This is a genomic window from Streptomyces sp. NPDC055400 (genome assembly GCF_053644375.1).
In genome coordinates this window covers 122674-148721 of sequence record NZ_JBSHLM010000014.1, presented here as the reverse complement: position 1 = coordinate 148721, position 26048 = coordinate 122674, and the positions used below count along the sequence as shown (strand labels likewise).

Sequence of the window (26048 nt, the reverse complement as noted above, 5' to 3'; positions counted from 1 at the left end):
TACGCCGACGGCCCGTCACCGGTGTGTCACCGGTGACGGGCCGTGGGCGGCCGGAGCGCGGACGGTCAGGCGTCCTGGCCGGACTCGTCCTCGAGGGCCGCGAGGGCCGGGTCAAGAACGATGTCCTCGCCGCGGTCCTCGGTGGTCGGCTCCTCCGGGAAGTGGCAGGCCGTCAGGTGGCCCTCACGGTTGCCGGAGATCTGGACGAGCGGGGGCTCCTCCGTGGCGCACTTGTCCTGCGCCTTCCAGCAGCGGGTGCGGAAGCGGCAGCCCGACGGCGGGAAGATCGGCGAGGGGACGTCGCCCTGCAGACGGATGCGCTCGCGGTCCTCGGCGCCCTCGACCTCCACCTCCGGCACGGCCGAGAGCAGCGCGTGCGTGTAGGGGTGGCGCGGCCCGTTGTAGATCGAGTCGCGGTCGCCGATCTCGACGATCTTGCCGAGGTACATGACCGCGACGCGCTGCGAGAAGTGCCGCACGATCGCCAGGTCGTGGGCGATGAACAGGAACGCGATCCCGAGCTCGTCCTGGACCTTCTTGAGCAGGTTGACGACCTGCGCCTGGATCGACACGTCGAGCGCGGAGACCGGCTCGTCCGCGATGATCAGCTTCGGGTTCAGGGCGAGGGCGCGGGCGACGCCGATGCGCTGACGCTGACCACCGGAGAACTCGTGCGGGAAGCGGTTGTAGTGCTCCGGGTTGAGACCCACGGTCTCCAGGAGTTCACGGGCGCGCTTCTCACGGCCGCCGGGCGGCTCGATCCCGTTGACCTCCATCGGCGACTTGATGATCGTGCCGACCGTCTGCCGCGGGTTCAGCGACGAGTACGGGTCCTGGAAGATCATCTGGATCTCGGAGCGCACCGGCGCGAGCTGCCTGCGGCTCGCCTTGGTGATGTCCTGACCCTGGTACGTGATCCTGCCGCCGGTGGGCTCCAGCAGCCGCGTGATCAGCCGGCCGGTGGTCGACTTGCCGCAGCCGGACTCGCCCACCAGGCCGACGCTCTCGCCCGCGTGCACGCTGAGGTCCACGCCGTCGACGGCCTGGACGGCGCCGACCCTGCGCTTGATGGGGAAGCCGCCGTAGATCGGGAAGTGCTTGGTCAGGCCCTCGACGTGGAGCAGCGCCTCGCCGGTCCCTGCGGGCTCTTCGCCAGGTCCCTGCTGCTTGGGAAGGGTGACGTTGTCAGTCATGTCGTGTACGTCCTAGCCGAGCCGGGGCTTGATCCGGTCGATGAAGATGGTCTGCCGCTGCTCCGAGGTGAGGTGGCAGGCGGAGGCACGGCCGTCCGCGAGCAGCGGACGCTCGGTGGTGCAACGGCCGCCGGACACCTGGTCGGGGAAGCCGCACCGCGGATGGAAACGGCAGCCCGTCGGCGGGTTGAGCAGGGAGGGCGGGGCGCCCGGGATCGGTGTGAGCGCCTCGTTGATGTCGCCGCCGAGGCGGGGCATCGACGAGAGCAGACCCCAGGTGTACGGGTGCTGCGGTGTGCGCAGCACTTCGCTCACCGAACCGCGCTCCACGGCCCGGCCCGCGTACATCACGAGCAGGTCGTCGGCCATCTTGGAGATGACGCCGAGGTCGTGCGTGATGAAGACGATGGCGGAGCCGAACTCCTGCTGGAGGTCCTTGAGGAGGTCCAGGATCTGCGCCTGCACCGTCACGTCGAGCGCGGTGGTCGGCTCGTCGGCGATCAGCAGGTCGGGGTCGCAGACCAGGGCCATGGCGATCATCGCGCGCTGGCGCATACCGCCGGAGAACTGGTGCGGGTAGTCGTCGACCCGCTGCTTCGGCTGCGGGATGCCGACCTTCTCGAGCATGTCGATGGCGCGGATCCTGGCGTCCTTCTTGGAAGCACCGGTGTGCTTCATGAAGGGCTCCATGATCTGGCGGCCCACCGTGTAGTACGGCGACATCGCGGTGAGCGGGTCCTGGAAGATCATCGCGGCCTTGTTGCCGCGGACCTTCTCCAGTTCCTTCTCGGTCGCGGTGACGAGCTCCTGGCCGTCCAGGATGATCTCGCCGTCCACGGTGGTGGACTTCTTGTTGTGCAGCCCGAGGACCGTCAGGTTGGTGACGGACTTGCCCGAGCCGGACTCGCCGACGATGCCGAGCGTCTTGCCCCGCTCCAGGTCGAAGGAGAGCCCGTCGACCGCCTTGACGATGCCGTCCTCGGTGGAGAACTGCACCCTGAGGTCACGGACCGAGAGGAAAGCCTCCGAACCGGTCGGGGCCGGGCTGTCCTCGGTCTTGGTCACAGTGGTCACGGTCGTTCTCCTAGGCGAGGCGCACGCGCGGGTCGATGTATGCGTATGCGATGTCCACGATGATGTTCAGGATCAGGATGAAGAAGGCCCCTACCAGCATCGCGCCCATGGTCAGCGGGAGGTCCTTGTCGGTGGACGACTCCACCGCAAGCCGGCCGAGGCCGGGCAGGTCGAAGGTGTACTCGGTGACCACCGCGCCGGCGAGCAGGCCGGAGAGGTCGATGCCGAGGATGGTGACGATGGGGATGAGCGATCCGCGCCAGGCGTAGCGGAAGAAGACGTACTTGCCGCCCATGCCCTTGGCCTTGGCCGTGCGGACGTGCTCTTCCTGGAGCTGCTCGATCATCGTGGAGCGCGCCATACGCGTGTACTGCGCGGTGAAGATCGTCGCCATCACGACCCAGGGGATGAGCAGGCCCAGGAACCACTTGGTGGGACTGTCGAAGAACGGGACGTACTTCGGGTTGTCCATCCAGCCGGTGCTGTACACGAACAGGCCGAGGACGATCGGGCCCAGCAGGTAGATCTGGAAGGAGCTGAGCACGATCGAGGCGCCGGAGACGAACCGGTCGAGCACGGTGCCGCGCTTCCACGCGGCCAGCAGACCGGTGCCGAGGCCCACCACGAGGAAGACGACCAGACCGCCAATGGTCAGCGAGAGGGTCAGCGGGAAGCGGTCGACGATCGAGCCCCACACGAAGTCGTTGGACTTGAAGGACACGCCCAGGCACGGAGCCGGGCAGTGGCCGACCGGGAAGTCGCGCCCCATCACGATGCCCCGCATGAACTCCCAGAACTGCGCGGCGATGGACTTGTCGAGGCCCAGGTTCTCGCGGATGACCGCGATGTTCTGCGGCGAGCAGTTCTTGCCGCAGGCGAGCTCGGCGAAGTCCTGAGGAACCGTATAGAACAGGAAGAACGTGAACGCCGCGATCAGAATCATGATCACGACCGCACCGGTCAACCGGCGGAAAAGAAACTGAAGCATGGCGGTCGGCTGCTCTCTTCGGAGGCGGTGGCAATGAGGGAGTCTGCAGGCCGTGGGGGTGCGCTCCGCCTGGCGCGCACCCCCACGGGTCAGCCGTGGTCGGCTACTACTTCACGAACAGGTCGTTGATGTCGACGTAGCTCGACTCGGTGCTGTACTTCGCACCGCCGATGCCGGAACCGAAGAGCTGGATCGACTTGGAGTAGTACACCGGAGCAGCCGGGTCGATCTCCTCGACGATGCGCTTGTGCAGCTCGGCCCACTTGGCCTTGGCCGCAGCCGGGTCCAGCTTCAGGGCCTCCTTGATGCCGGCGTCGACCTGCGGGTCCTTGATGTGGGAGTAGTTCGACCCACCGTCCTGGACCTGCTCACCGTCGTAGACCGGGGTGACGACCGTGCCCTCGGACGGCCAGTCCTGGCCCCAGCCGGTCATGTAGAGGTCGTACGGGTTGTTCAGCTTGCCGATCTGCTCGTAGAAGCTGGCCCGGTCGATCTCCTTGGCCTGGACGTCGAAGCCGAGCTTGGTCAGGGTGTCCTTGATGATGACCATCTGGGCCTGGCCGCGCGGGGTGTTCGAGTAGGCGTAGGTGAGCTTGGTGCCCTTCTTGACGCCGGCTTCCTTGATGAGCTTCTGGGCCTTCGCCAGGTCGCCGTTGGGCTTCTTGAGCTTGCCGAACGGGTCGAACTTCGGGTCGAAGTTCGGCAGGGTCGGGGCGAACAGACCGCCCGCGATCTCGCCGCCGTACTTGCCGCCGTCCGCCTGGACCATCCGCTGGCTCGGGATGGCGTAGGTGATGGCGTCGCGGACCTTCTTGTCCTTCATCCGGTCCAGGTTGTAGGTCATCTGCCACACGTAGGGCTGGTAGCCCTTGATCGTGCGCTTGTTGACCTTCGGGTCGGTGACGACGTCCTGGAGCTGGGCCGGGTCGACGATGTCGGTGAACTGGATCGCCGTCTTGGCCTCGCCCTGGTCGGCGATCAGACGCTTGGTCTGGCTGTCCTGGGCGACCGTCAGCTCGAAGTTGTAGCCGTCGACGTACTGGTGGCGCACCGAGTCCGTCTTCGGGTCCCAGTTGGTGTTCTTCACCAGCGTGAGGGACTTGCCCGCCTTGTAGTCGGCGAGCTTGTACGGGCCGAGCGAGGCGGGAGCCTTGTCGTACTTCTCCTTGGTGTCCCGCTTCTCGGGGACGATGCCGTAACCGGCCATGGCGAGCGCCTGCGGCAGGTCGGGGCGGGCCGTGTCGAAGTGGAAGACCACGGTCTTGTCGTCCGGGGTCGACAGGACGGAGTCCGGGAGGTGCTTGCCCTTGTACGGACCGTCCGGCAGCTTCTTGCGGTAGTCGGCGCCGGAGAGCCAGGTCTGGACGTACGTCGGGCCGTCGAAGATGACCTTCGAGTACTGACGCTCGATGGTGTGGCGGACGTCCTTGGACGTGATGACGTTGCCCTGGTCGTCCTTGATGCCGTCCTTGAGCGTGTACGTCCAGGTCTTACCGCCGTCGGACGACTTGCCGGAGTCGGTGGCGACGTCACCGACGACGGTCAGGTTGCCCTTGGCGTCCTCCTGGAAGTTCGTCAGACCACGGGTGATCAGGTTGCCGAACTGACCGGCGTCCGAGACGTAGGTCTGTCCCGGGTCCATGTGGGTCAGGTCGGACTGCGCGTAAACGGTGATCTTGCCACCGTTCTTCGCGCCGGGGATGGCCTCCGCCGGGCCGTTGGAGGCGGCGGCGTCACCGTACGCGACGGGCTTGGACTGGCTCGACGCGTCCTTCTGGTTCTTCGAGTCGTCCTTGGCCTTGTCTTTGCTGCCGCTGGAGCATCCCGTCAGGGCGAGGGAGCCAGCCGCGATGGCGATGACTATGGCGCGTGTGGTGCGCGCGTTGAGAGACTTCATGATGCCTTATGCACCTACCTGTCTTGTTATCCACGTGTGCTGCCGGAAGGCTCCGGTTGCCCGGATCTGGGGTAGCAGCCACCCCCCACCAATGGACGTCAGCGTCCGGACTTGGGGTCGAAAGCGTCCCGGACGGAGTCACCGAGAAGGTTGAACGCCAGGACGAAAATCACGAGCGCAGCACCCGGGAACAGGAGGTAGTACGGGTCCTGTTCATAAATTCCGGAGCCCGTCCTGAACATGCGGCCCCAGTCGGGAGTGGGCTCGACGAAGCCGACGCCCACGAAGGACAGGAACGCGATGTTCAGGATGTTGCTGGGCAGCATGTACGTGGTCTGCACCAGGATCGGGGTGACGATGTTCGGCAGGACTTCCTTGCGGATGATCCGTGCCGGGGAGGCGCCGGAGACCTTGGCCGCCTCGACGAACTCCCGCTCGCGCAGGGAGAGTACGGAGCTTCGGACCAGTCGGGCCAGACCCATCCAGCCGAGGAACCAGGTCACGAGAATGATCGCGACAACGCGCAGGTAGGTCGGCGTCTCATCGCGCGGCGACACGAACAGGGCCGTGACGACCGGCATGAAGGCGATGAAGAACAGCTGCGACGGGAACCCGAGGAAGAAGTCGGTGACCCGGCCGAGCCAGTAGTCGACCTTACCGCCGAAGTAGCCGCCGATCATGCCGATGATGACGCCGGTCAGGACGCTCAGGATGGTGATGGCCACCGCCACGTACAGCGAGGTCCGCATGCCGTACAGGAGCTGGGTGAAGACGTCCCGGCCGAGCTTGGGCTCGACACCGAACCAGAAGTCCCCCGACATGCCTCCGAACGGAGAGGAGGGCATCCCGAAGTCGTCGAGGATGTACGGGAAGTCCGGCTCGGCCGGGTACAGCGTGTACGGGTCCTTGCCGTAAATCTTCGAGATCACCGGCGCGAGCGCCGCGATCAGGAAGAAGAAGATCACTACGACTGCGGAGACCATTCCCGTGCGGTCGCGCTTGAAGCGCATCCACATGAGCTGACCGGGCGAGCGCCCCTCGAGCTTCTTGGACCCCTCCGCGCCGTTCGGTTTCGTCGCGCCGGGATCGTCGTCCAAGACGACGGCGACCTTGGCGTCGCCGGCCTCAACTGGACTCGTCATGATTCGTCCGTTTCACAGGTTTCAGCAGCCAGTCGGCAACGCCGGCCGGCAGATGTCGGATCAGTGTCTGGATCTGGCTCGGAGAGGGAGTACCGCCGCACATCCCCGGTAGAGCTAACGCACCGCCCGGACCCGTCCGGACGCACCAACACACCACGCCTGAGGCGGAGTTGGGGCGACGGTACGAACCGGCGGCACGCCGGAGTGCAGCGGGACCTAACGGCCCGTGCGGCTCCCTGCGGGATCAACCGCGCACAGGGAACTGGATCCGACCACGCTCACCCTTGGGGACTTCGTGACCCAATAGGCGCTTGTGGCACCGAACATGGGCTACCTCCTCTTGAGACCGCTCGTTAATTACGAGGAGAGATGCCCTTCACCAGGTCGACACCCCTGACGACACGCGAACGACATCTCACACTGCTCGAAGAGTCCGCACTCCCCACAGTGCGTGACCCATTGACCCGAGCTCTACGCGCTCAACTATCTGGCATCAGAATCGGACCGACCACAGTGTTTTGGTCTCGGTTCGATCACACCTGAAGCGTACTTAGCCCAAAATCCGGACAAACTGATCCTAGATAGATCCCTGCGAAACGGACTCGTTACACATCTATCGGTCAAGGGAGTCCGGATTCCGGACAGTCGCCTCTGGAAAACGAGTTGCACATCACGAGCCGTTGCGCACGGCTGTGGGAAGACTCTCGGCGGGCGAATCAACGCGCGTGGATCGCGCGGGACGGCGTCCAGGATGCCACGAGGGTAGTGAAGTACCACCAGGTGCGGGCGACGATCCTGTAAAAACTCCTGCGCCGACCTCGCGGCGCAGGACATACGACAAGGGCCCGGGCCCCCGAAGGGGACCCGGGCCCAGCCTGTCTCGGGATCAGCCGTTCTTGGCCTTCGAGGCCGCGCGACCGCGCAGCTTCTGGTCCAGGACGACCTTACGGATACGGACCGTCTCCGGGGTCACCTCGATGCACTCGTCGTCGCGGCAGAACTCCAGGGACTGCTCGAGCGAGAGCTTGCGGGCGGGCACCACGTTCTCCGTGGTGTCCGCGGAAGCCGCACGCATGTTGGTGAGCTTCTTCTCCTTGGTGATGTTCACGTCCATGTCGTCGGCGCGCGAGTTCTCGCCGATGATCATGCCCTCGTAGACCTCGGTGCCGGCCTCGGTGAAGATGACACCGCGCTCCTGGAGGTTGACCATCGCGAAGGGGGTCACCGAACCCGAACGGTCCGCGACGAGCGAGCCGTTGTGACGGGTGCGCAGCTCGCCGAACCACGGCTCGTGGCCCTCGAAGATCGAGTGCGCGATGCCGGTGCCGCGGGTCTGCGTGAGGAACTCCGTGCGGAAGCCGATGAGGCCGCGGGACGGGACGATCCACTCCATGCGGATCCAGCCCGAACCGTGGTTCGTCATGGTCTCCATACGGCCCTTGCGGGTCGCCATGAGCTGAGTGATCGCGCCGAGGTGCTCCTCGGGGGAGTCGATCGTCATGCGCTCGATCGGCTCGTGCGTCTTGCCGTCGACCTGCTTGGTGACGACCTCGGGCTTGCCGACGGTCAGCTCGAAGCCCTCGCGGCGCATCTGCTCGACCAGGATGGCGAGCGCGAGCTCACCACGGCCCTGGACCTCCCAGGCGTCGGGACGCTCGGTGTCGAGGACACGGAGCGAGACGTTACCGATCAGCTCGCGGTCGAGGCGGTCCTTCACCTGGCGGGCGGTGACCTTGTGGCCCTTGCCGCCCTTGCCGACGAGCGGCGAGGTGTTGGTGCCGATGGTCATCGAGATGGCCGGCTCGTCGACCGTGATGAGCGGCAGCGCGATCGGGTTCTCGGGGTCGGCCAGGGTCTCGCCGATCATGATGTCCGGGAAACCGGCGACGGCGCAGATGTCGCCCGGGCCCGCCTTCTCGGCCGGCTTGCGGGTGAGCGCCTCGGTCATGAGGAGCTCGGTGACGCGCACGTTGGACATCGTGCCGTCGCGCTTGATCCACGTGACGGTCTGGCCCTTGCGCAGCTCGCCCTGCTCGACGCGGCAGAGCGCGATACGGCCGAGGAAGTTGTCGGCGTCGAGGTTCGTGACGTGCGCCTGGAGGGGGGCGTCCTCGTCGAACTCGGGGGCCGGGACGTGCGCCAGGATCGTGTTGAAGAACGGCTCGAGGTTCTCGCTGTCCTGCGGGACGGTGCCGTCCTCGGGCTTGGTCAGCGAGGCGACGCCGTCACGGGCGCAGGCGTAGACGATCGGGAACTCGATCTGGTCCTCGTCCGCGTCCAGGTCCAGGAACAGGTCGTACGTCTCGTCGACGACCTCGGCGATCCGGGAGTCGGGGCGGTCCGTCTTGTTGATGCACAGGATGACCGGCATCTTGGCCGAGAGCGCCTTGCGCAGCACGAAGCGGGTCTGCGGCAGCGGGCCCTCGGAGGCGTCGACGAGCAGCACGACCGCGTCGACCATCGACAGGCCGCGCTCGACCTCACCACCGAAGTCGGCGTGGCCGGGGGTGTCGATGATGTTGATCGTGATGGCGTCGCCGCCATCCTTCGGGTGGTACTTGACCGCCGTGTTCTTGGCCAGGATCGTGATGCCCTTCTCACGCTCCAGGTCGTTCGAGTCCATCATGCGGTCGTCGAGCGACTCGGCGGCGTGCGCCGCGAAGGCGCCGGCCTGCTTGAGCATGGCGTCGACCAGCGTGGTCTTGCCGTGGTCGACGTGGGCGACGATGGCGACGTTACGGATGTCGTGGCGCGTGGCCATATTGCGGCGTACTCCCGGAGTGAGTGGACGGCTGCGCGTACGTCTCTTCGTACGCGCGCCCTGCCGGGCTGGACACGCCACGGCCTCACCCCATCGTACGGGGCTTCGGCCGAGTAGGCCTTCTCGGGCCCTGGGGTCAGGGATGCACAGTGAGTGAACGTCGCGGAGAGGCGTGGGGGACGCCCCGGAGAAAACGCAGGTCAGAGGTGATACGAACCTTGCCCGCCGGAGGGACCGGCGGGCAAGGGACTTGAGCGAGATCTGAGCTGGGCGATCTTCGGGACTCTCCCCAGGGGCGCTCAGGGCCGCTTCGGCGCACTCAGGATGCGATGTGCGTCACTTCTTCTCGGACGGACTCGCGGACGGCTCCTCGGACGGCGTCTCGGACGATTTCCCGGACGGGTTCGCCGCCGACCTCCCGGCCGGGCCGGCGGACGAGCTCGCCGGGCCGGAGACGTTCGGCCGGGCACCGGGCCGCGCGCCCGGCTTCAGGAAGCCGATGTCCTCGTAATTCGGCTCCTGGAAGCCGAAGGCCCCCGCGTTGGCCACGGTGCGACGGGCGGCCACCAGCTCCGGGCGCTGATAGAGAGGAATCGATCCTGCAGCGGCCCAGATACGGGCGTCGGCCTGCTTGACCAGGGAGCGCTCCTCCCCCTCGTCGAGCTCACCGATCGCCTGGTCGAAGAGCTGGTCGATGTGGTCCGTGCCGACCCGGGTGTAGTTCTGTTCGACGGTCAGCGAGCCGTCCGCGGCGGGTACCGGCTTGGCGTAGATCGGGCGGGCGTCGGTGGCCGGGAAGGCCGTGGCGGGCCACGAGTAGAGCGCCATGTCGTACTGCCCGGACGCGATGTGGTCCTTGAAGTAGCTGGCGTCGGCGACCTTCGACGTCTCGGTGCGGATGCCGATCTTCTGCAGCATCCGCGAGATCCGGTCGGCGACCGCGCGCAGCGAGTCCGAGCCGGGGCCCGACGGGAGCACGAAGCGCAGGTTCAGCGGCTTGCCGTCCTTCGCGAGCGGTCCGGCGGGGGCACCGGCGGGTGCGGCCGTCCCCTTCGGGGCGTACGCACCCGGAGCACCGCCCTGGGCGGCCTCCTTCGCGTACTGATCGGCGTGCTTCTTCTCCTTGTCGGCCTCGCGCAGCTCCTGCGCGTCGGCCTGGTGCAGGAGCGCGCCGTACTGGTAGGAGGCGGTGCGGGCGGGGGCGAAGAAGGGGCTCTGCCGGTCGCCCGGCTTCTGGTCGCTCTCGCCGACGATGTCCGTGCCGTCGTCGGAGCCCTCGGAGGCGGCCCCCTTCTTGTCCTCCGTGCCCTTCTTGCTCTCCGCGCCCTTCTTCTCCTTGTCGCTGTCGGACTCACCGCCCGCCGTCTTCTGCTTGGTCTTCCCGGACTCGTCCTTCAGGGGACCGCCGGGCACCCAGCCCGCGTCAGCGAGCAGCGCCCGGGCCTCGTCGGTGTCCTGGCTGCCGAGGGCACCACTGTTGTCGGCGTACGCCTGCTGCCCGGCGAGGGCGAGATGGCTGCCGACCGTGTGCACGGGCAGGCCGAGCGGCTTGAGGACGACCTCGGCGAGCTTCTTGCGGTCGATGGCACGGGCCACGGCGCGGCGCACGCGCTCATCGGCCAGCGGACCCTCGGAGCCGTTCAGCGCGAGCTGCGTGAAGGCGGGTTCGAGGGACTTGCGCACGACGTAACCGTCCAGGCGCGACTGCTCACTCTCGTACTTCCTGACGGCCGCACGGGTCTTCTCGCGGGCGTCGAGTTCCTTGTCGGCCGCCTTCTCGTCGTCGCCGTGCGCGACGGCCCAGGACCGCATCGCCTCGGCGGGCGTGAGCGCGGCTCCGGGGCCGTGGGCGAGCGGGCCCGAGCTTCCCTTGTCACGGCCGGCGAGGGAGATGCGGGACGCGTCCTGCGGGTCGACGGCGGCGAGATCGACCTTCCCCGCGACGAGTGCGTCGGCGCGCTCCGCGCGGGGCACGGTCCGCAGGACGATCTTGTCGAGCTTGGCCTGGCGGCCCCACCAGTGCGGGTTGCGCACCAGCGTGACCTCCTTGGCGTCGCGGTCGACCTCCTTGACCGCGAAGGGGCCCGCGGTGACCTTGAGCTTGCGCCGGGCTCCCTCGTTGAAGGCGTCCGGGGTTCCCATGACGTCCTTGGGGTACAGGGGCGAGAACAGTGAGCGCCAGTCCGCGTACGGCTTCGCGAAGGTGACCCGCACCTCCAGGTTGTTCTTGCCGCGCTCGATCTTCTCGATGCGGTCGTAGCCCGCGTTGTGGGCCGTCCAGTACGCGGAGTCCTTGCCGGACAGGGCGCGCCACTGGGCGGCGAAGTCGGCGGCCCCGATCTCGCGGCCGTCGCTCCACACCGCCTGCTGGTTGAGCTTGTACAGGACGACCTGCTTGGGCTCGCGCTCGATGACCTCGGCCTTCTCCAGGAAGTCCGGGTCGCGCACCGCCCTGCCCTGGTTGTCGAGCCGGAACATGGAGGGCAGCACGGCGCCGGCGACACGGGCCGTACCCGCGTCGGCGTCGGCCTGGAAGGAGTTGAGGGTCCCCGGCAGGGCGTCGACGGCCCAGCGCAAAGTGCCGCCGTCGGCGACGTCGCCGCGGGACGCGGGCGCGATGTCCTGGGCGGCTGCCGGACTGCTGGTCTCTTCTTCGTCATCGCCCGAGCTGCAGCCGGCCAGGGCCGACACCGCGAGCGCCCCCGACACGAGGAACGCGGCCGAGCGCAGGACGGGACGCCGCGCGGGACGCCTGGCGAGGCGCGATGTGGCGCCGTCATGGGACATCACGGGAACCTCCGGGGCTAGCCCGGCCGCCCGCTTACCAGGACCGGGCCGGGTTTGATCACGTTTGGCGGTATATGGAGCTGATCACATCTATCGCCCCACTGAAGGGGACGGGTCCCTGCGGGGGGCCGCGACACGGCCATGGGTGACCTCAAGCCCACTCGTGCGGCCCAATGTGGGGCGCCTGAGGGCTGGGGTGGGGCTGTTTCGTCTGCGGGTGCGGGTGTGGTGTGGGCTGGTCGCGCCCACACGGCGGAGCCGCATGTCGACACCGTCCCGCGCCCCTTGAGGACCGGAATCGAGGGGGCGCGCGCCACCGCGTGCACCAGCAATCCCGGCAGATCCCTTCACAAGGCGTGATGTGACGCGCGACACTCGCAGGCGCATGAGCATCTCCGCCGCACCAGCGGAATCGAGGGCAAGTCATGTCCCTGAACGACGACTTGGCGGCAGCCGAGCGCTGCCTCGACGAGCTGTGCCGGACCGTGGGGCGCGTCGAGCGGCAGCTCGACGGCAGCCTCGACGTACGGCGCGTACGCACCGACGCCGACCATCTGCGCGAGAGCGTCGCCCTGCTGCGGGCTGCCGCGGCCGCGGCCGGCGCCGCGCCACCACGCCGGCCCGAGCTCGTGCCCATCCCCGACACCCCGTACGACAGCTCGCTCTGGACCGACTCGGACGACGAAGGACTCGGCGCCCGGGACCGGCACGCCCCCTGACCCTCTGAGCGGAGGCTTCGTTGGCCACCGGCACGGAACCCCATCCCCCATCGGACGCGCACGGCGTCCGGGACAGGACGCGCGCCGCGATCGCGTCCGGGCACCTGCGCACCGACCGCTGGTGGCTGGCGCCCGCCAGTACCGCCGCGGGACTGCTCGCCTTCATCGTCTACTCGACGTGGCGGGCCTTCGCGAACACGGACTACTACCACGCGCCGTACGTCTCGCCGTTCTACTCCCCCTGCATCGCGGAGAACTGCAAGCCGATGCACGCGGGCCCCAACTGGGAGATATTCGGCGGCTGGTGGGGCCTGTCCCCCGCGCTGCTCATCCTGATCTTCCCGCTCGGCTTCCGGCTGACCTGCTACTACTACCGCAAGGCCTACTACCGCGGGTTCTGGGCGTCTCCGCCCGCCTGCGCGGTCGCCGAGCCGCACAAGAAGTACACGGGCGAGACCCGCTTCCCGCTGATCCTGCAGAACATCCACCGCTACTTCTTCTACGCGGCGATCCTCGTGGCGGGAATCCTGACGTACGACACCGTGCTCTCGTTCCGCAACGAGAAGTACGAGTGGGGCCACATGGGTCTCGGCACGCTCGTCTTCCTGCTGAACATCACGCTGATCTGGGCGTACACCCTGTCCTGCCACTCGTGCCGGCACATCGTCGGCGGCAAGCTCAAGCACTTCTCCAAGCACCCGGTGCGCTACCGGATGTGGCAGTGGGTCGGAAAGCTGAACAACCGTCACATGCAGCTCGCCTGGGCGTCGTTGATCAGTGTCGCGCTCGCCGACTTCTATGTGTTCCTGCTGTCGTCCGGCGCCTTCGACGATCCGCGCTTCTTCTAGATGGGGTGGCACTTCTGATGTCTCAAGTGGAGCGACAGCAGTGGGACGTTGTCGTGGTGGGGGCGGGCGGAGCGGGCCTGCGCGCGGCGATCGAGGCGCGCGAGCGCGGCGCGCGCACGGCCGTGATCTGCAAGTCCCTCTTCGGCAAGGCGCACACCGTGATGGCCGAGGGCGGCATCGCCGCGGCCATGGGGAACGTGAACTCCGGCGACAGCTGGCAGGTCCACTTCCGGGACACGCTGCGCGGCGGCAAGTTCCTCAACCAGTGGCGGATGGCCGAGCTGCACGCGCGCGAAGCACCCGACCGGGTATGGGAGCTGGAGACCTGGGGCGCCCTGTTCGACCGGACGGCGGACGGCCGGATCTCGCAGCGCAACTTCGGAGGCCACGAGTACCCGCGCCTCGCGCACGTCGGTGACCGCACGGGCCTGGAGCTGATCCGCACGCTCCAGCAGAAGATCGTGGCGCTCCAGCAGGAGGACTTCAAGGAGTTCGGCGACTACGAGGCGCGCCTCAAGGTCTTCCAGGAATGCACGGTCACGCGCGTGCTGAAGGAGGACGAGAAGGTGTCCGGCGCCTTCTGCTACGAGCGCGAGAGCGGCCGCTTCTTCGTCCTGGAGGCGCCGAGCGTAGTGCTGGCGACGGGCGGCATCGGCAAGTCCTTCAAGGTGACGTCGAACTCGTGGGAGTACACGGGCGACGGCCACGCACTCGCGCTGCTCGCCGGGGCGCCGCTGCTGAACATGGAGTTCGTGCAGTTCCATCCGACGGGCATGGTCTGGCCGCCGTCGGTGAAGGGCATCCTCGTCACGGAGTCGGTGCGCGGCGACGGCGGGGTCCTGCGCAACTCCGAGGGCAAGCGGTTCATGTTCGACTACGTCCCCGACGTCTTCAAGGAGAAGTACGCCGAGTCGGAGGACGAGGGCGACCGCTGGTACGACGACCCGGATCACAACCGGCGCCCGCCCGAGCTGCTCCCCCGCGACGAGGTGGCACGCGCCATCAACTCCGAGGTGAAGGCGGGCCGCGGCTCCCCGCACGGCGGCGTCTTCCTCGACGTCTCCACGCGCATGCCGGCCGAGCGCATCCGGCGCCGGCTGCCGTCGATGTACCACCAGTTCAAGGAGCTGGCGGACGTCGACATCACGGCCGAGCCGATGGAGGTCGGCCCGACCTGCCACTACGTGATGGGCGGCATCGCCGTCGACTCGGACACGGCGGCGGCACGGGACGTGCCCGGCCTGTTCGCGGCCGGCGAGGTGGCCGGCGGCATGCACGGCTCGAACCGCCTGGGCGGCAACTCGCTCTCCGACCTCCTCGTCTTCGGCCGCCGCGCCGGACTGCACGCGGCCGAGTACGCGGCCGGGCTCGACGAGCGGCCCGTCATCGACGCGGTCCAGGTCGACACGGCGGCGGCGGAGGCGCTGCGCCCGTTCTCCGCGGAGGGTCCCGCGGACGGGGGCGTCGCCGAGAACCCGTACACGCTCCACCAGGAGCTCCAGCAGGCGATGAACGACCTGGTCGGCATCATCCGCCGCGAGGAGGAGATGGCCGAGGCGCTCGACCGGCTCGCCGGGCTGCGGCTGCGGGCGCGACGGGCCGGGGTGGAGGGGCACCGTCAGTTCAACCCGGGCTGGCACCTCTCGCTCGACCTGCGCAACATGCTGCTCGTCAGCGAGTGCATCGCGCGCGCCGCCCTGGAGCGCACGGAGTCGCGCGGCGGCCACACCCGTGAGGACCACCCGACGATGGACCGCGGCTGGCGGCGCACCAACCTGCTGTGCCGGCTCGCCGATCCGACCGGCGGCCTCGCGGCCACGGATCCGGTCCGGGGCCAGATCGACCTCGTGCGCGACACCACCGAGCCCATCCGCCCGGACCTGCTCGCCCTCTTCGAGAAGGAAGAGCTGGTCAAGTACCTCGCCGAAGAGGAGCTGTACGAGTGAGTTCGTACGATGCGCGTTTCAGGGTCTGGCGCGGGGACGCCGAGGGCGGTGGCCTGACGGACTTCTCCGTCGAGGTGAACGACGGCGAGGTCGTCCTCGACATCATCCACAGGATCCAGGCGACCCAGGCGTCCGACCTCGCGGTCCGCTGGAACTGCAAGGCGGGCAAGTGCGGTTCGTGCTCGGCGGAGATCAACGGCCGGCCCCGCCTGATGTGCATGACCCGCATGTCGGTCTTCGACCGCGAGGACGTCATCACGGTGACGCCGCTGCGCGCCTTCCCTGTGGTCCGCGACCTCGTCACGGACGTCGGCTTCAACTACGCGAAGGCCCGTGAGATCCCGGCCTTCGTCCCGCCGGCCGGGGTCGGCCCGGGCGAGTACCGCATGCAGCAGGAGGACGTGGACCGCTCGCAGGAGTTCCGCAAGTGCATCGAGTGCTTCCTGTGCCAGGACACGTGCCACGCGGTGCGCGACCACGAGGAGAACAAGGCGGCGTTCGCGGGCCCGCGCTTCCTGATGCGGGTCGCCGAGCTGGACATGCACCCTCTCGACGCGGCGTCGGACTCCGGCCTCGACCGCAAGCGCACGGCCCAGGAGGACCACGGCCTCGGCTACTGCAACATCACGAAGTGCTGCACGGAGGTCTGCCCGGAGGGCATCCACATCACGGACAACGCCCTGATCCCCTTGAAGGAGCGAGCGGTCGACCGCAAATACGACCCGGTGGTCTGGCTGGGGAACAAGATCCGACGGAGGCCGTCCTCGTAAGGGCACTACGGAGTGCTCACCCGGCGCATCAGCGCGCCCAGGTCCCCCGCCACGAGCGGCCGCAACCGCTCCGGCGTGACGCGTCCTGCGGACGGCCCGGCGCTCACGCTCAGGGCGAACTCCGCGTCGCCGTCGAGGACGTGGACGGTCACCGTCCGGCCATGGACGACCGTGTACGCCCGGTCGCCCAGGCCCTTCGCCGTACGCACCTCGGCCCGGCCCGGGATCCGCTCGGCGGCCGTCGTGCGCGCCGCGTCGAACTCCGCGCCGGGGTCGGTCCGCTTGTGCAGGACCACGGACGCCGAGAGCGTGGCGGCTCGCGCCGTGCCCTCCTTGCGCTCCAGGTCCCCCGAACAGTCCGCCGTGTCCACCGCCTCGCTGCTGCTGCGCGTGGACTCCCAGCGGGATCCGCGGTCGAAGACCGTGGCGAGGTGGGGCATCGCGAGGAGGGAACAGAGGCGGTCACTCACGCGGTAGCCCCTGAGGTCGGGGCCCTGCGCGCCGAACGCGTACAGGCCGGCGCCCCAGACGGCGGACGCGGCGAGCGCGCCGACGAGCAGCGCGCCGAGAGGGCGCCGTCCCCTGGACCGCTGGGGACTGTCGAGGGGACCGGGCCGGTCCGGGGAGCCGGCGGATCCGGACACCACGAGCTCCGGCTCGCTGATCGCGCCGCCCGCGGCCCAGGGTCCGTTCTCCATGCCGGAAACCTACGTTGAGCAGCGGTTTTGCCGGAAGGGCCGGTGATAACAATGCGGATTCGCCACAACCGGACCGGGCCGATCCCGGTCGCGGTACCCCAGATCCGGTCATACGCTCCCAACTGTGACGCCGCCTCCCAGTCGCCCCCGTCCGGTACGGATAGCCGCGCGGTCGGCCGTGGCCGCCGTGCTCGCGCTCTGCTGGGCGCTGCTGCCCGCCACGGCCTCCCGCGCCGACGACCCCGTCACCCTGTCGAGAGCCGGCCAGATCACCGACAAGGTGGACGCCCTCCGAGACCGTGAGCCCGATGTCGCCTCGGCCCTCGACTCGCTCGACCGCAAGCGCAACACCCAGCTCTTCGTGGTCTACGTACGCGACTTCTCCGGCCGCTCCGCCCAGGACTGGGCCGACGACACGGCCTCCAAGAACGGCCTCGGCCTCAACGACGTACTCCTCGCCGTGGCCACGCACGACCGGCAGTACGCCTACTCCGTCGACCAGGACTCCCAGCTCACCGACGCGCAGCTCAAGGACGTCGCGCAGACCGCGATCGAACCGGCGCTGCGCAGGAACGACTGGGCGGGCGCCGCGATCGGGGCGGCGGGCGGCATCTCCGCCACCCTCGCGGGCAGCCCCGTCCCCACACCGGCGATCACCCCGGGCCCGGCCGACCCCCGCGGCCCGGACACCGGTCCCAGCGCGGCCGATCTCGCCCTGCCCCTCATCGTGGTCGGCGGCGCGGGAGCCCTCGCGGCGTTCACGTACACCCGCCGCACAAGGCGTACGCGTACCCGCACCACGCCCGGCGGCGGCTGGGGCGGGGGCACGGGACCGAAGGTCACGCCGCTGCCCGAGCTGGACAAGCGGGCCAGGCAGATGCTGGTGGAGAGCGACGACTCGATCCGCACCAGCACGGAGGAACTCGGCTTCGCCACCGCGCAGTTCGGCGAGGAGGCCGTCAAACCGTTCACCGAGGCGGTGGCGTATGCGCAGTCGGAGCTGACGGCGGCCTTCCGGCTGCGCCAGCAGCTCGACGACGCGTTCCCCGAGGACGACGCGACGAAGCGGCAGATGCTGGACGAGATCATCAACCGCTGCGCCGAGGCGGGGCGCAGGCTCGACGCCGAGGCCGCGGACTTCGACCGGCTGCGGGCCCTGGAGCGCACCGCCCCCGAGGCCCTCGCGCACGCGGAGCTCGCCGCCCGCGACCTGGCCACCCGCACCACGACGGCCGAGGAGACGCTGACGGCGCTCGGCGCCCGCTACGCGCCGTCCGCGCTGCTTCCCGTGGCGGGTCACGTAGAGCAGGCCAAGGACCGGCTGGTGTTCGCCACGACCAACCTCGAACAGGCGCGCAGTGGCGTCGACGCGGGCGACAACGGCAGGGCCGCGGTGTTCCTGCGGGCCGCCGAGTCGGCCGTCGACCAGGCGGGCACCTTCGTGGACGCGGTCGACCGGCTGGGCCATGAGCTGGCCGAGGCCGCCGAGAAGCTGCCGGCCGCGCTCACCGAGTCCGACTCCGACCTAGCGGACGCCCACGGACTGCTCGAAGGGACGGCCGAGGGCGCGTCCACGGCCGATCTGCGCGGGCGCATCGCGCGCGTGGAGACCGTCGCCGCGGGCGTGCGCAAGGAGATGGCCGCCGGCCCCTACGACCCGATCGACGCGTTGCGCCGCGTGGAGGAGGCCGACTCGGCGCTCGACGCGGCCCTGAACGAGGCGCGCGAACGCGAGTCGGGCACGGCCCGCGCGCGCTCCCTGCTCGGCCAGGCGGAACTCACGGCCCGCAGCAGCGTCGGCGCCGCGTCGGACTACATCACCACGCACCGCGGGGCGGTCGGCAGCGAGGCCCGTACGCGCCTGGCGGAGGCGCAGCGGCACCTGGAGTACGTCACGACGACGGCGCAGGCGGATCCCGCGGCCGCCCTCGCCGGTGCCCAGCGGGCCGACGCGCTCGCCCGGCAGGCGCAGCGGCTCGCCGAGCAGGATGTGCGGTCCTTCGGGAATCCGTACGGCGGCGGCGGGGGCGGCGGGCGCGGTGGCGGGGGCATGGGAGGCGCGGTGCTCGGCGGGATCATCCTCGGCGAACTCCTGGGCGGCGGGCGCGGCGGGCGCGGCGGCGGGGGGTTCGGCGGGGGCGGGGGCTTCGGGGGCGGGTTCGGCGGCGGCGGTCCGGGGAGTTTCGGCGGGGGCGGGACCCGTGGCCGCAGGGGCGGTGGCGGACGGTTCTGACCCGGCGGCATTCACCCAGTTCCTGCGTAACTCCCTTGTACAAGGAGCACTCTCATGACCAAGCAGACCGTTCTCGGCCGCGTCGCCCAGCTCGCGAAGGCGAACATCAACGCCCTTCTGGACGGTGCCGAGGACCCGCAGAAGATGCTCGACCAGCTGATCCGCGACTACTCGAACAACATCGCCGACGCCGAGCAGGCCGTGGCGGCGACCATCGGCAATCTGCGGATGATGGAGCAGGACCACAAGGAGGACGTCGAGGCGGCCGACGAGTGGGGCGGCAAGGCGCTCGCCGCGAGCAAGAAGGCCGACGAGCTGCGGACGGCGGGCAGCGCGGCGGAGGCCGACACGTTCGACAACCTCGCCAAGGTGGCGCTCGGACGGCAGCTGAGCTCCGAGAAGGAGGCGAAGGGCGCCGAGCCGACGATCGCCGCGCAGAACGAGGTCGTCGGAAAGCTGAAGTCCGGCCTCGACCAGATGAAGACGAAACTGGCCGAACTCCAGTCGAAGCGCGACCAGTTGGTGGCGCGCTCGAAGACGGCGCAGGCCCAGAACCAGATGATGGACGCCGCCAGGAACATCGACGTCCTCGACCCGACGAGCGAGCTGAGCCGCTTCGAGGAGAAGGTGCGCCGCGAGGAGGCCAGGGCACTGGGCAAGCAGGAGCTCGCCGACTCGTCGCTCGACGCGCAGTTCGAGCAGCTGGAGGGCCTCGGCGACACGGCCGAGATCGAGGCGCGCCTGGCGGCACTCAAGACGTCCGCGTAAAGGCAGGAAGGCGGCGCACCCGGTCAGTACAGGCTGAGCAGCGCCTCCGTCGGGTCCACGGCCGCCGAGTCGCCGTCCGGCAGCGGGAGTTCGAACCAGACGGTCTTGCCGCGCGGCGTCCTGCGCGAGCCCCAGGACGCGCTGAGCAGGCCGACGAGCTGAAGCCCGCGGCCGCCCTCGTCCGTGTCGCGGGCGCGGCGGCGGCGCGGCTGGACGAGGCCCGCGTCCCACACCTCGCACACGAGGGTGCGGTCGAGCAGGAGACGCAGCCTGATGTCACCCTCGCCGTACCGCAGGGCGTTGGTGACCAGCTCGCTGACCAGGAGTTCCGTCGTGTCGACGAGCGGCTCCAGGTCCCATTCGGTGAGCTTGGCGCGGGTGAACTCGCGGGCTCGGCCCACCGAGCGCGGCTCGCGCGGCAGCGTCCAGTCGCCGACGGCATCGGCCGGCAGGCCCTGCACGCGGGCCATGAGCAACGCGATGTCGTCCTCACCGTGGTGCGTGTCGAGCGTGGCCAGCACGTGGTCACAGACGTCTTCGAGCGCGGGCGAGGGATCGTCCAGGGCGCTGCGGAACGCGGAGAGGCCCTCGTCGAGGGGATGGTCACGGGACTCGACGAGCCCGTCGGTGTAGAGGGCGAGGAGTGAGCCCTCGGGCAGCTCGACCTCGACCTCCTCGAAGGGTTCCCCGCCGACGCCGAGCGGCATCCCCGGGGGTACGTCGAGCATGAGCGCGCCCTCGCCGGGCTCGACCAGGACGGGCGGCAGATGGCCCGCGTTGGCGAAGGTGCAGCGCCGGGTCACGGCGTCGTAGACCGCGTACACGCAGGTGGCGAGGTAGACCTCGGACAGGTCGGCGTCGCCGGTTCTGCGGGCGGCGCGGGTGGCCTGCTGGACGCCACCGCGGGGGCCGAGGGCCGGCGACGAGGGGCCGCCGGGCGCGCCGAGGCCACGGGCGATCTCGTCGAGCGCGGAGAGCACCTCGGCGGGTTCGAGGTCGAGGAGGGCCAGGGTCCGTACGGCGGTGCGCAGTTCGCCCATCGCGACGGCGGCGCGCAGGCCGCGGCCCATGACGTCGCCGACGACGAGCGCGGTTCTGTGCCCCGGCAGCTCGATGACGTCGAACCAGTCGCCGCCGACCTCGGTGGCCGCGTTGCCCGGCAGGTAGCGGCAGGCGATGTCGAGGCCGGACGCCTCGGGGTCGTCCGGCGGGAGCAGCGACCGCTGGAGTATCAGGGCGCGCTCGTGCTCACGCCGGTAGAGGCGGGCGTTGTCGATGCAGACGGCGGCACGGGCGGCGAGTTCGACGGCGAGGGCGCGGTCGCGGTCGTTGAAGGGCTCGCTGCCCTTCGTACGGGCGAAGCGCGCGAGGCCGACGACGGTGTCGTGGGCGACCATCGGCACGGCGAGCGTGGACTGGATGAGGCCGCCGGACGCGGCGGGGACGAACTGGGGGCGGGCGGTGCGCAGGGCGTCCGCGCAGGGCGAGTTGAAGGAGTAGCGGTGGACGGCCCCGACCTCGACGACCCCGTCACCGCCGGACGCCTCGAGGAACGGCACGTCGGCGACGGCGCTCGCGGCGGCGACCCTGCGCAGCTCGGCGCTGCCGTCGGCGAGGCTGCGGCTGTTGAGCGCCGACTCGTCGCCCGCGAGGAGGCCCTGGTAGAGGTCGACGGACGCGAGATCGCAGAAGCCGGGGACGACGACGTCGAGGAGCTCGCGGGCGGTGGTCTCCAGGTCGAGCGAGTTGCCTATGCGGGCGCCCGCCTCGTTGAGGAGGGCGAGGTTGCGGCGGGCGTGGGCCGCCTCGCGGGCGGCGGCGTGCCGCCGGGTGACGTCGGTGGCGAGCCCTGCGACGCCGATGGGCCGGCCGCTGCCGCTGTGCACGCGGTAGAGGTTGATCGACCAGTGGCGACGCTCGGCGGAGTCGGGCGCGGGCCCGACGAGCTGCATGTCGGTGACGGAATCGCCGGTCTCCAGGACGCGGCGCAGCGCGGCCTGCACGCGGTCGGCCTCGCCGCGGGGCAGATAGTCGTGGACGGTGCGGCCGCGGTGGTCGTCGGCCCGGCCGCCGAAGACGGCGGCGAAGGGCCGGTTGGCCCGCTGCACCTTCAGGTCGGTGCCGAACAGCAGGAAGCCGAAAGGAGATTGGCCGAAAATGGCCTGCGACGCGGCGAGGTCCGTCTCGATTCGGCGCAGGGCGCGGACATCGACGACGATGCAGACGGCGGCGCGCTCGCCGGACTCCGTCTCGGTCGGCATCACATAGACCTCGGCGATCCCCTCCGTATACGGCTCGGGGAGGTGCCGGCCTGGGCCGTGCTGATCAGGGACGTGCGGATCGCGCTCGTCGGACCCGGTGCGGCCCGGGTCCGACGCCCGGCCCCTCGGCATCCGGAAGGGGACGACGCCGGTCCACTCGCGGCCGTCGAGGATCTCCGCCATCTTGCGGTGACCGCGCTCGCGCAGTTCCGTGGAGACGAAGGCCTCGATGGGGTCCTTGCCCACGGCTTCCTGTGCCCGGACGCCGAAGAGCTGCGCCGCGCGCCGGCTCCACTGGTCGATCAGGCCGTCGGGGCCGATGGAGAAGGAGGCGACCTTGATGTAGTCGTACATGGACCCGGGCGGACTGGTCTGCCATGTCTCGGCCCGGGGCGGGCCTGCCGCATCGCGCGCGGCCGTCCCGCCCGAGTTGTCCTCGGACGACGTGGCCTTCGCTGGTATCTCGCTCACGCGAACCGTCCCCTCCAGCTCACCGCGTCCGGCACCGGTCACCGGGGCAGCTGCCCGCAGTATCCAGCACTACGGAGCCGCGCAACACGGTGTTCACGATCACACCACGGTCCCGACGCTTTTTGGCCCGTCCCCGCGTAACAGGACGACAACCAGATCCGCGACTGTTCCGTGCCCTTCCCGGCCGGCCTCTTCACCGGTCGGCATGCTCCCTGTCTCCTAACCAGGGAGGGTTCCTCTTAACCGGGGCGACGCCACCGGTTCCGGCCGCCGGGTCCAGCCGCTGTTTCCGGCCGCCCGTCAGTGCCGGCCGGGCAGCGACAGTTCGAACCACACCGTCTTGCCCGCGTCACCGGGCCGCGTCCCCCACCGCCGCGCGGACCCCGCGACCAGCTGGAGCCCCCGTCCGCTCTCCTCGTCCGGTCCCGCGACCCGCTCCAGCGGCGGATCCGGAAGAGGATCGGAGACCTCCACCCGCAGGGTGTGGGCCGGCTCCGCCGACCGCAGGAGACGTACGCCGATGGGGCCGGAAGCGTGCCGGAGGGCGTTGGTCACCAGCTCGCTGACGAGCAGTTCGGTGACATCGCCGAGCGAATCGAGATCCCAGACGCCGAGCTGGCCGCGGACCGCGGCACGAGCGGAACGGACTGCGCCCGGCTCCTCGGGGAAGACCCACTCGGCGCACTCCCCGTCGGTGTCGATCACGCCGATCACTTCCCAGGCAGCAGTAGAACCCCGTCCACCCCTTCGGATCACGTCCGATTTCGTAGGGTTAATCGGCATATACCCGGGTGGGCGTAGGGGCTACCGTCTCACGCGAACACTCCGCGAACGGAGGACGCGGGGCGCCCGACCAGCGGCACGACGGGTGACACAACCCGCGGCGCGGCGGACCCGCGGACAGGTCCCCCGGCGTACGGATCACGGCTGCCGCGCCGCGAGCACCGCCTTCACCGCCGGCACGTCCTGGTCGAGCCAGTCCACGGACCAGATCTCGTCGGGCCCGAGCCAGCGCAGGTCGTCGTGGTCCTCCAGAGGGCGCGGCCGGCCGGACAGCAGGCGCGCGGTCCATACCCGCAGCACGTATCCGGGCTTCAGGGGCCACTCCCCCGGGACGCGGGCCACGAGCTCGGCGCCGATCCCGAGTTCCTCGCGCAGTTCCCGTACGAGCGCCCGCTTCGGGTCCTCGCCGGGTTCGACCTTGCCGCCGGGGAGTTCCCAGCGGCCCGCCAGTTCGGGGGGCGCGCTGCGTCGTGCGGCGAGCAGGCGGCCGCTGTCGTGGAGGGCCGCCGCGACGACGACGGTCGGTTCAGTCATGGGCCGGAGCCTACGGCCGCGGACGGGAACGTCAGCGCGCGGTGCCGTTCTGCGTCTGGCCGAGGCGCTCGACCCAGTAGAGCTGCTTGTGGCCGCGGTCGTCGAGACTGTCGGCGATCTGCTGGGCTTCCGCCCTGGTCGCATACCTGCCGACGCGATAGCGGTTGCCGTTGTCGTCCTGGCGTATGACGAGCCACACAAGCGTGGTCGTGCCCTCGTTCATGTCGCCCCTCCACTCCCCGACCCCGGCTCGCACAGCGCCCCGCTTTCTGAGGAAACCCCACTCCGCATATGCCCGAGCGTACGCCTGACCTTCACGCAGCGGATACGCATTGGCACAAAGAGATACGCAACCAGCCAATCCACAGGGGGCGCACTCCGAAGAGTGCGCCCCCTGGGCGTTCCGTGGCTTCCCCGCTCCGGGTGTCAGCCCGTACGCACCGTCGGCATCGGCATGAGCACCGGCCCCGCTTGCGACTCCTTGCGGCACACGTCGCCGCACTCCGCGTCGAGCGAGCAGCACAGCGAGCAGATCGGGCCCGACCGGACGGGGCAGTCCGCGATGTCGGGGAGTTCGTACGCCGTCTCGCAGACGCTGCACGTGTGGGTCGCGGTGATGTCGGCGATCTCGACGCCGGGGCCGTTCACGGGGTTGGGCCTGGCCAGGTAGTACTTGCCCTTGGTGGCCCAGGCGATCAACGGGCAGAGCGTCAGGGCGAGTCCGGCCGCGATGAACGTCGAGAAGGCCTCCGCGTACGCACCGAACACCCCGAAGAACGCGACGATCGAGACGGTGGACGCGATGACCATGGCGCCGAAGCCGGCCGGGTTCACGGCGTACAGATAGGCCCGCTTGAACTCGATGTACTTGGGGCTCCAGCCGGCCCGCTTGTTGATGACGAGGTCGGCGGCGACGGCCGCGATCCAGGCGATGCCCACGTTCGAGTAGAAGCCGAGCAGCTTGTTCAGGGCCGCGAACATGTTCATCTCCATCAGCGTCAGCGCGATGGCGAGGTTGAGGAAGATGTACCAGACGCGGCCCGGGTGCCGGTGGGTGATGCGGGAGAAGAAGTTCGACCAGGACAGCGAACCGCTGTAGGCGTTGGTCACGTTGATCTTGATCTGGGAGACGACCACGAAGAGCGCGGCGGCGGGCAGGGCGACCGAGCCGAGCCACGGCTTGAGGGCCTCGACCTGCGGCGCGATGGGTTCGAGCGCGTGGGTCCTGCCGACCGCTTCGAGGGCTACGAAGGCGAGGAGCGCGCCGCCGAGTTGTTTCGCGGCCCCGATGATCACCCATCCGGGTCCGGCCGCGAGAACGGCCAGATTCCATCGCTTCCGGTTCTGCTCGGTCTTCGCCGGCATGAACCGCAGATAGTCGGCCTGCTCGCCGATCTGCGCGATGAGGGAGAGCGCGACGCCGGTGCCGAGGCCGAAGCCGAGCCAGGAGAACCCGCTGCCCGCGCCCTCCGTGCCGCCGAAGTGGGTGAAGTCGCCGAACGAGCCCGGCGAGTGGAAGGCCAGGATCACGAAGGGCAGGACGAGCCCGATGAGCCAGACCGGCTGCGTCCACGCCTGCACCTTGGCGAGCGCGCCCATGCCGCGGAAGACGATTGGGATGACGATGAGCGTGGTGAGCAAGTAGCCGACGGGCAGCGGCAGTCCGACGACCTCGTGCATGGCCTGCGCCATGATCGAGCCTTCGAGCGCGAAGAAGATGAAGGTGAACGAGGCGTAGATGAGGGACGTGAGCGTCGAGCCGAAGTAGCCGAAGCCCGCGCCCCGGGTGATGAGGTCCATGTCCAGGCCGTACTTGGCGCAGGCGCGGGCGATGGGGATGCCGGTCAGGAAGATGATCGTCGCCGCGCACAGGATCGAGGCGAGCCCGCTCGTGAAGCCGTACGTGAAGACGATGGAGGCGCCGATCGCGAAGTCGGCGAGATAGGCGATGCCGCCGAGCGCGGTGGACGCGACCATGGTCGGTGACCAGCGCCGGTAGGAGTGGGGCGCGTAGCGCAGCGAGAAGTCCTCGCGGCTCTCGTCCGCGGCGAGCTTGGCGTAGCTGCGCCGCGGCGCGGCCGCCTCTGTGTCACGGGTGACCGTGTCCGTCATGAGGGTTCCTGTCGTCCGGCCGATTGCGGGTACGGACGGAAGTTAGGAGCCGTGCATGACAAT

General features: G+C 69.5%; 19 protein-coding genes. 6 read left to right on the top strand and 13 right to left on the bottom strand.

The annotated features are described in order from the left end of the window. Positions 1-65 precede the first annotated feature (65 nt). The 7 genes from ACWIGU_RS32240 to ACWIGU_RS32210 all read right to left on the bottom strand — a co-directional run bounded on the left by ACWIGU_RS32240 (position 66) and on the right by ACWIGU_RS32210 (position 11842). Positions 66-1193 (bottom strand): ABC transporter ATP-binding protein, encoded by a 1128-nt coding sequence (locus ACWIGU_RS32240; protein ID WP_454405199.1) that lies wholly within the window; start codon positions 1191-1193, stop codon positions 66-68. 12 nt (positions 1194-1205) lie between these two features. Continuing rightward, a complete protein-coding gene (locus ACWIGU_RS32235; protein ID WP_356277004.1) occupies positions 1206-2267 on the bottom strand; it encodes an ABC transporter ATP-binding protein in 1062 nt (353 codons plus the stop codon). A 10-nt stretch (positions 2268-2277) separates the two neighbouring features. Continuing rightward, positions 2278-3255, bottom strand: coding sequence for an ABC transporter permease (locus tag ACWIGU_RS32230; protein ID WP_454405198.1), 978 nt, complete (start codon positions 3253-3255; stop codon positions 2278-2280). Positions 3256-3361: 106 nt separating this feature from the next. Then, on the bottom strand, positions 3362-5152 hold the full coding sequence (locus ACWIGU_RS32225; protein WP_454405197.1) for an ABC transporter substrate-binding protein: 1791 nt from the start codon (positions 5150-5152) through the stop codon (positions 3362-3364). A gap of 98 nt (positions 5153-5250) precedes the next feature. Continuing rightward, positions 5251-6294, bottom strand: coding sequence for an ABC transporter permease (locus tag ACWIGU_RS32220; protein ID WP_454405196.1), 1044 nt, complete (start codon positions 6292-6294; stop codon positions 5251-5253). Between the two features lie 886 nt (positions 6295-7180). After that, complete coding sequence (typA, locus tag ACWIGU_RS32215; RefSeq protein ID WP_454405195.1) at positions 7181-9055, bottom strand: translational GTPase TypA; 1875 nt, start codon at positions 9053-9055, stop codon at positions 7181-7183. 336 nt (positions 9056-9391) lie between these two features. Then, a complete protein-coding gene (locus tag ACWIGU_RS32210; protein WP_454405194.1) occupies positions 9392-11842 on the bottom strand; it encodes an ABC transporter family substrate-binding protein in 2451 nt (816 codons plus the stop codon). A gap of 425 nt (positions 11843-12267) precedes the next feature. On the opposite strand from ACWIGU_RS32210, the gene ACWIGU_RS32205 reads away from it, so the two are divergent. From ACWIGU_RS32205 to ACWIGU_RS32190, 4 genes are read left to right on the top strand one after another with little or no spacing between them, the layout of a single operon-like run. After that, a complete protein-coding gene (locus tag ACWIGU_RS32205; RefSeq protein WP_454405192.1) occupies positions 12268-12561 on the top strand; it encodes a hypothetical protein in 294 nt (97 codons plus the stop codon). Between the two features lie 20 nt (positions 12562-12581). Then, a complete protein-coding gene (locus ACWIGU_RS32200; RefSeq protein ID WP_454405191.1) occupies positions 12582-13409 on the top strand; it encodes a hypothetical protein in 828 nt (275 codons plus the stop codon). Between the two features lie 17 nt (positions 13410-13426). Further along, positions 13427-15355, top strand: a complete 1929-nt coding sequence (locus ACWIGU_RS32195; RefSeq protein ID WP_454405190.1) for a fumarate reductase/succinate dehydrogenase flavoprotein subunit — start codon at positions 13427-13429, stop codon at positions 15353-15355. Then, positions 15352-16125, top strand: coding sequence for a succinate dehydrogenase/fumarate reductase iron-sulfur subunit (locus tag ACWIGU_RS32190; RefSeq protein WP_356277031.1), 774 nt, complete (start codon positions 15352-15354; stop codon positions 16123-16125). Before ACWIGU_RS32195 ends, ACWIGU_RS32190 begins: the two co-directional genes overlap by 4 nt. 5 nt (positions 16126-16130) lie before the next feature. Here the strand turns inward: ACWIGU_RS32190 and ACWIGU_RS32185 are convergent, their stop codons facing one another. Then, the gene (locus ACWIGU_RS32185; protein ID WP_454405189.1) at positions 16131-16823 is read right to left on the bottom strand and encodes a hypothetical protein; all 693 of its coding nucleotides are present in this window, start codon (positions 16821-16823) and stop codon (positions 16131-16133) included. A gap of 124 nt (positions 16824-16947) precedes the next feature. On the opposite strand from ACWIGU_RS32185, the gene ACWIGU_RS32180 reads away from it, so the two are divergent. Continuing rightward, on the top strand, positions 16948-19056 hold the full coding sequence (locus ACWIGU_RS32180) for a TPM domain-containing protein (protein ID WP_454405188.1): 2109 nt from the start codon (positions 16948-16950) through the stop codon (positions 19054-19056). A 54-nt stretch (positions 19057-19110) separates the two neighbouring features. Further along, entirely contained in the window at positions 19111-19824 is a 714-nt protein-coding gene (locus ACWIGU_RS32175; RefSeq protein ID WP_454405187.1) for a PspA/IM30 family protein, read from the top strand. A gap of 23 nt (positions 19825-19847) precedes the next feature. Here the strand turns inward: ACWIGU_RS32175 and ACWIGU_RS32170 are convergent, their stop codons facing one another. The 5 genes from ACWIGU_RS32170 to ACWIGU_RS32150 form a co-directional block, all read right to left on the bottom strand. Next, positions 19848-22556 carry a SpoIIE family protein phosphatase gene (locus ACWIGU_RS32170; protein WP_454405186.1) on the bottom strand — a complete coding sequence of 903 codons (2709 nt, stop codon included), beginning with the start codon at positions 22554-22556 and terminating at the stop codon, positions 19848-19850. Positions 22557-22856: 300 nt separating this feature from the next. After that, on the bottom strand, positions 22857-23339 hold the full coding sequence (locus tag ACWIGU_RS32165) for an ATP-binding protein (RefSeq protein ID WP_356277045.1): 483 nt from the start codon (positions 23337-23339) through the stop codon (positions 22857-22859). A gap of 138 nt (positions 23340-23477) precedes the next feature. Then, entirely contained in the window at positions 23478-23873 is a 396-nt protein-coding gene (locus ACWIGU_RS32160; protein WP_356277048.1) for a (deoxy)nucleoside triphosphate pyrophosphohydrolase, read from the bottom strand. Positions 23874-23904: 31 nt separating this feature from the next. Next, positions 23905-24096 (bottom strand): SPOR domain-containing protein, encoded by a 192-nt coding sequence (locus ACWIGU_RS32155; RefSeq protein WP_454405185.1) that lies wholly within the window; start codon positions 24094-24096, stop codon positions 23905-23907. Positions 24097-24299: 203 nt separating this feature from the next. Further along, complete coding sequence (locus ACWIGU_RS32150) at positions 24300-25985, bottom strand: purine-cytosine permease family protein (protein WP_454405184.1); 1686 nt, start codon at positions 25983-25985, stop codon at positions 24300-24302. Positions 25986-26048 lie beyond the last annotated feature (63 nt).

Coding starts and splice junctions, on each gene's coding strand:
- ACWIGU_RS32165 (WP_356277045.1), bottom strand. CDS start 23,339: ATGCCGATTAACCCTACGAAATCGGACGTGATCCGAAGGGGTGGACGG.
- ACWIGU_RS32240 (WP_454405199.1), bottom strand. CDS start 1,193: ATGACTGACAACGTCACCCTTCCCAAGCAGCAGGGACCTGGCGAAGAG.
- ACWIGU_RS32185 (WP_454405189.1), bottom strand. CDS start 16,823: ATGGAGAACGGACCCTGGGCCGCGGGCGGCGCGATCAGCGAGCCGGAG.
- ACWIGU_RS32175 (WP_454405187.1), top strand. CDS start 19,111: ATGACCAAGCAGACCGTTCTCGGCCGCGTCGCCCAGCTCGCGAAGGCG.
- ACWIGU_RS32150 (WP_454405184.1), bottom strand. CDS start 25,985: ATGACGGACACGGTCACCCGTGACACAGAGGCGGCCGCGCCGCGGCGC.
- ACWIGU_RS32210 (WP_454405194.1), bottom strand. CDS start 11,842: ATGTCCCATGACGGCGCCACATCGCGCCTCGCCAGGCGTCCCGCGCGG.
- ACWIGU_RS32230 (WP_454405198.1), bottom strand. CDS start 3,255: ATGCTTCAGTTTCTTTTCCGCCGGTTGACCGGTGCGGTCGTGATCATG.
- ACWIGU_RS32160 (WP_356277048.1), bottom strand. CDS start 23,873: ATGACTGAACCGACCGTCGTCGTCGCGGCGGCCCTCCACGACAGCGGC.
- ACWIGU_RS32155 (WP_454405185.1), bottom strand. CDS start 24,096: ATGAACGAGGGCACGACCACGCTTGTGTGGCTCGTCATACGCCAGGAC.
- ACWIGU_RS32220 (WP_454405196.1), bottom strand. CDS start 6,294: ATGACGAGTCCAGTTGAGGCCGGCGACGCCAAGGTCGCCGTCGTCTTG.
- ACWIGU_RS32195 (WP_454405190.1), top strand. CDS start 13,427: ATGTCTCAAGTGGAGCGACAGCAGTGGGACGTTGTCGTGGTGGGGGCG.
- ACWIGU_RS32225 (WP_454405197.1), bottom strand. CDS start 5,152: ATGAAGTCTCTCAACGCGCGCACCACACGCGCCATAGTCATCGCCATC.
- typA (WP_454405195.1), bottom strand. CDS start 9,055: ATGGCCACGCGCCACGACATCCGTAACGTCGCCATCGTCGCCCACGTC.
- ACWIGU_RS32205 (WP_454405192.1), top strand. CDS start 12,268: ATGTCCCTGAACGACGACTTGGCGGCAGCCGAGCGCTGCCTCGACGAG.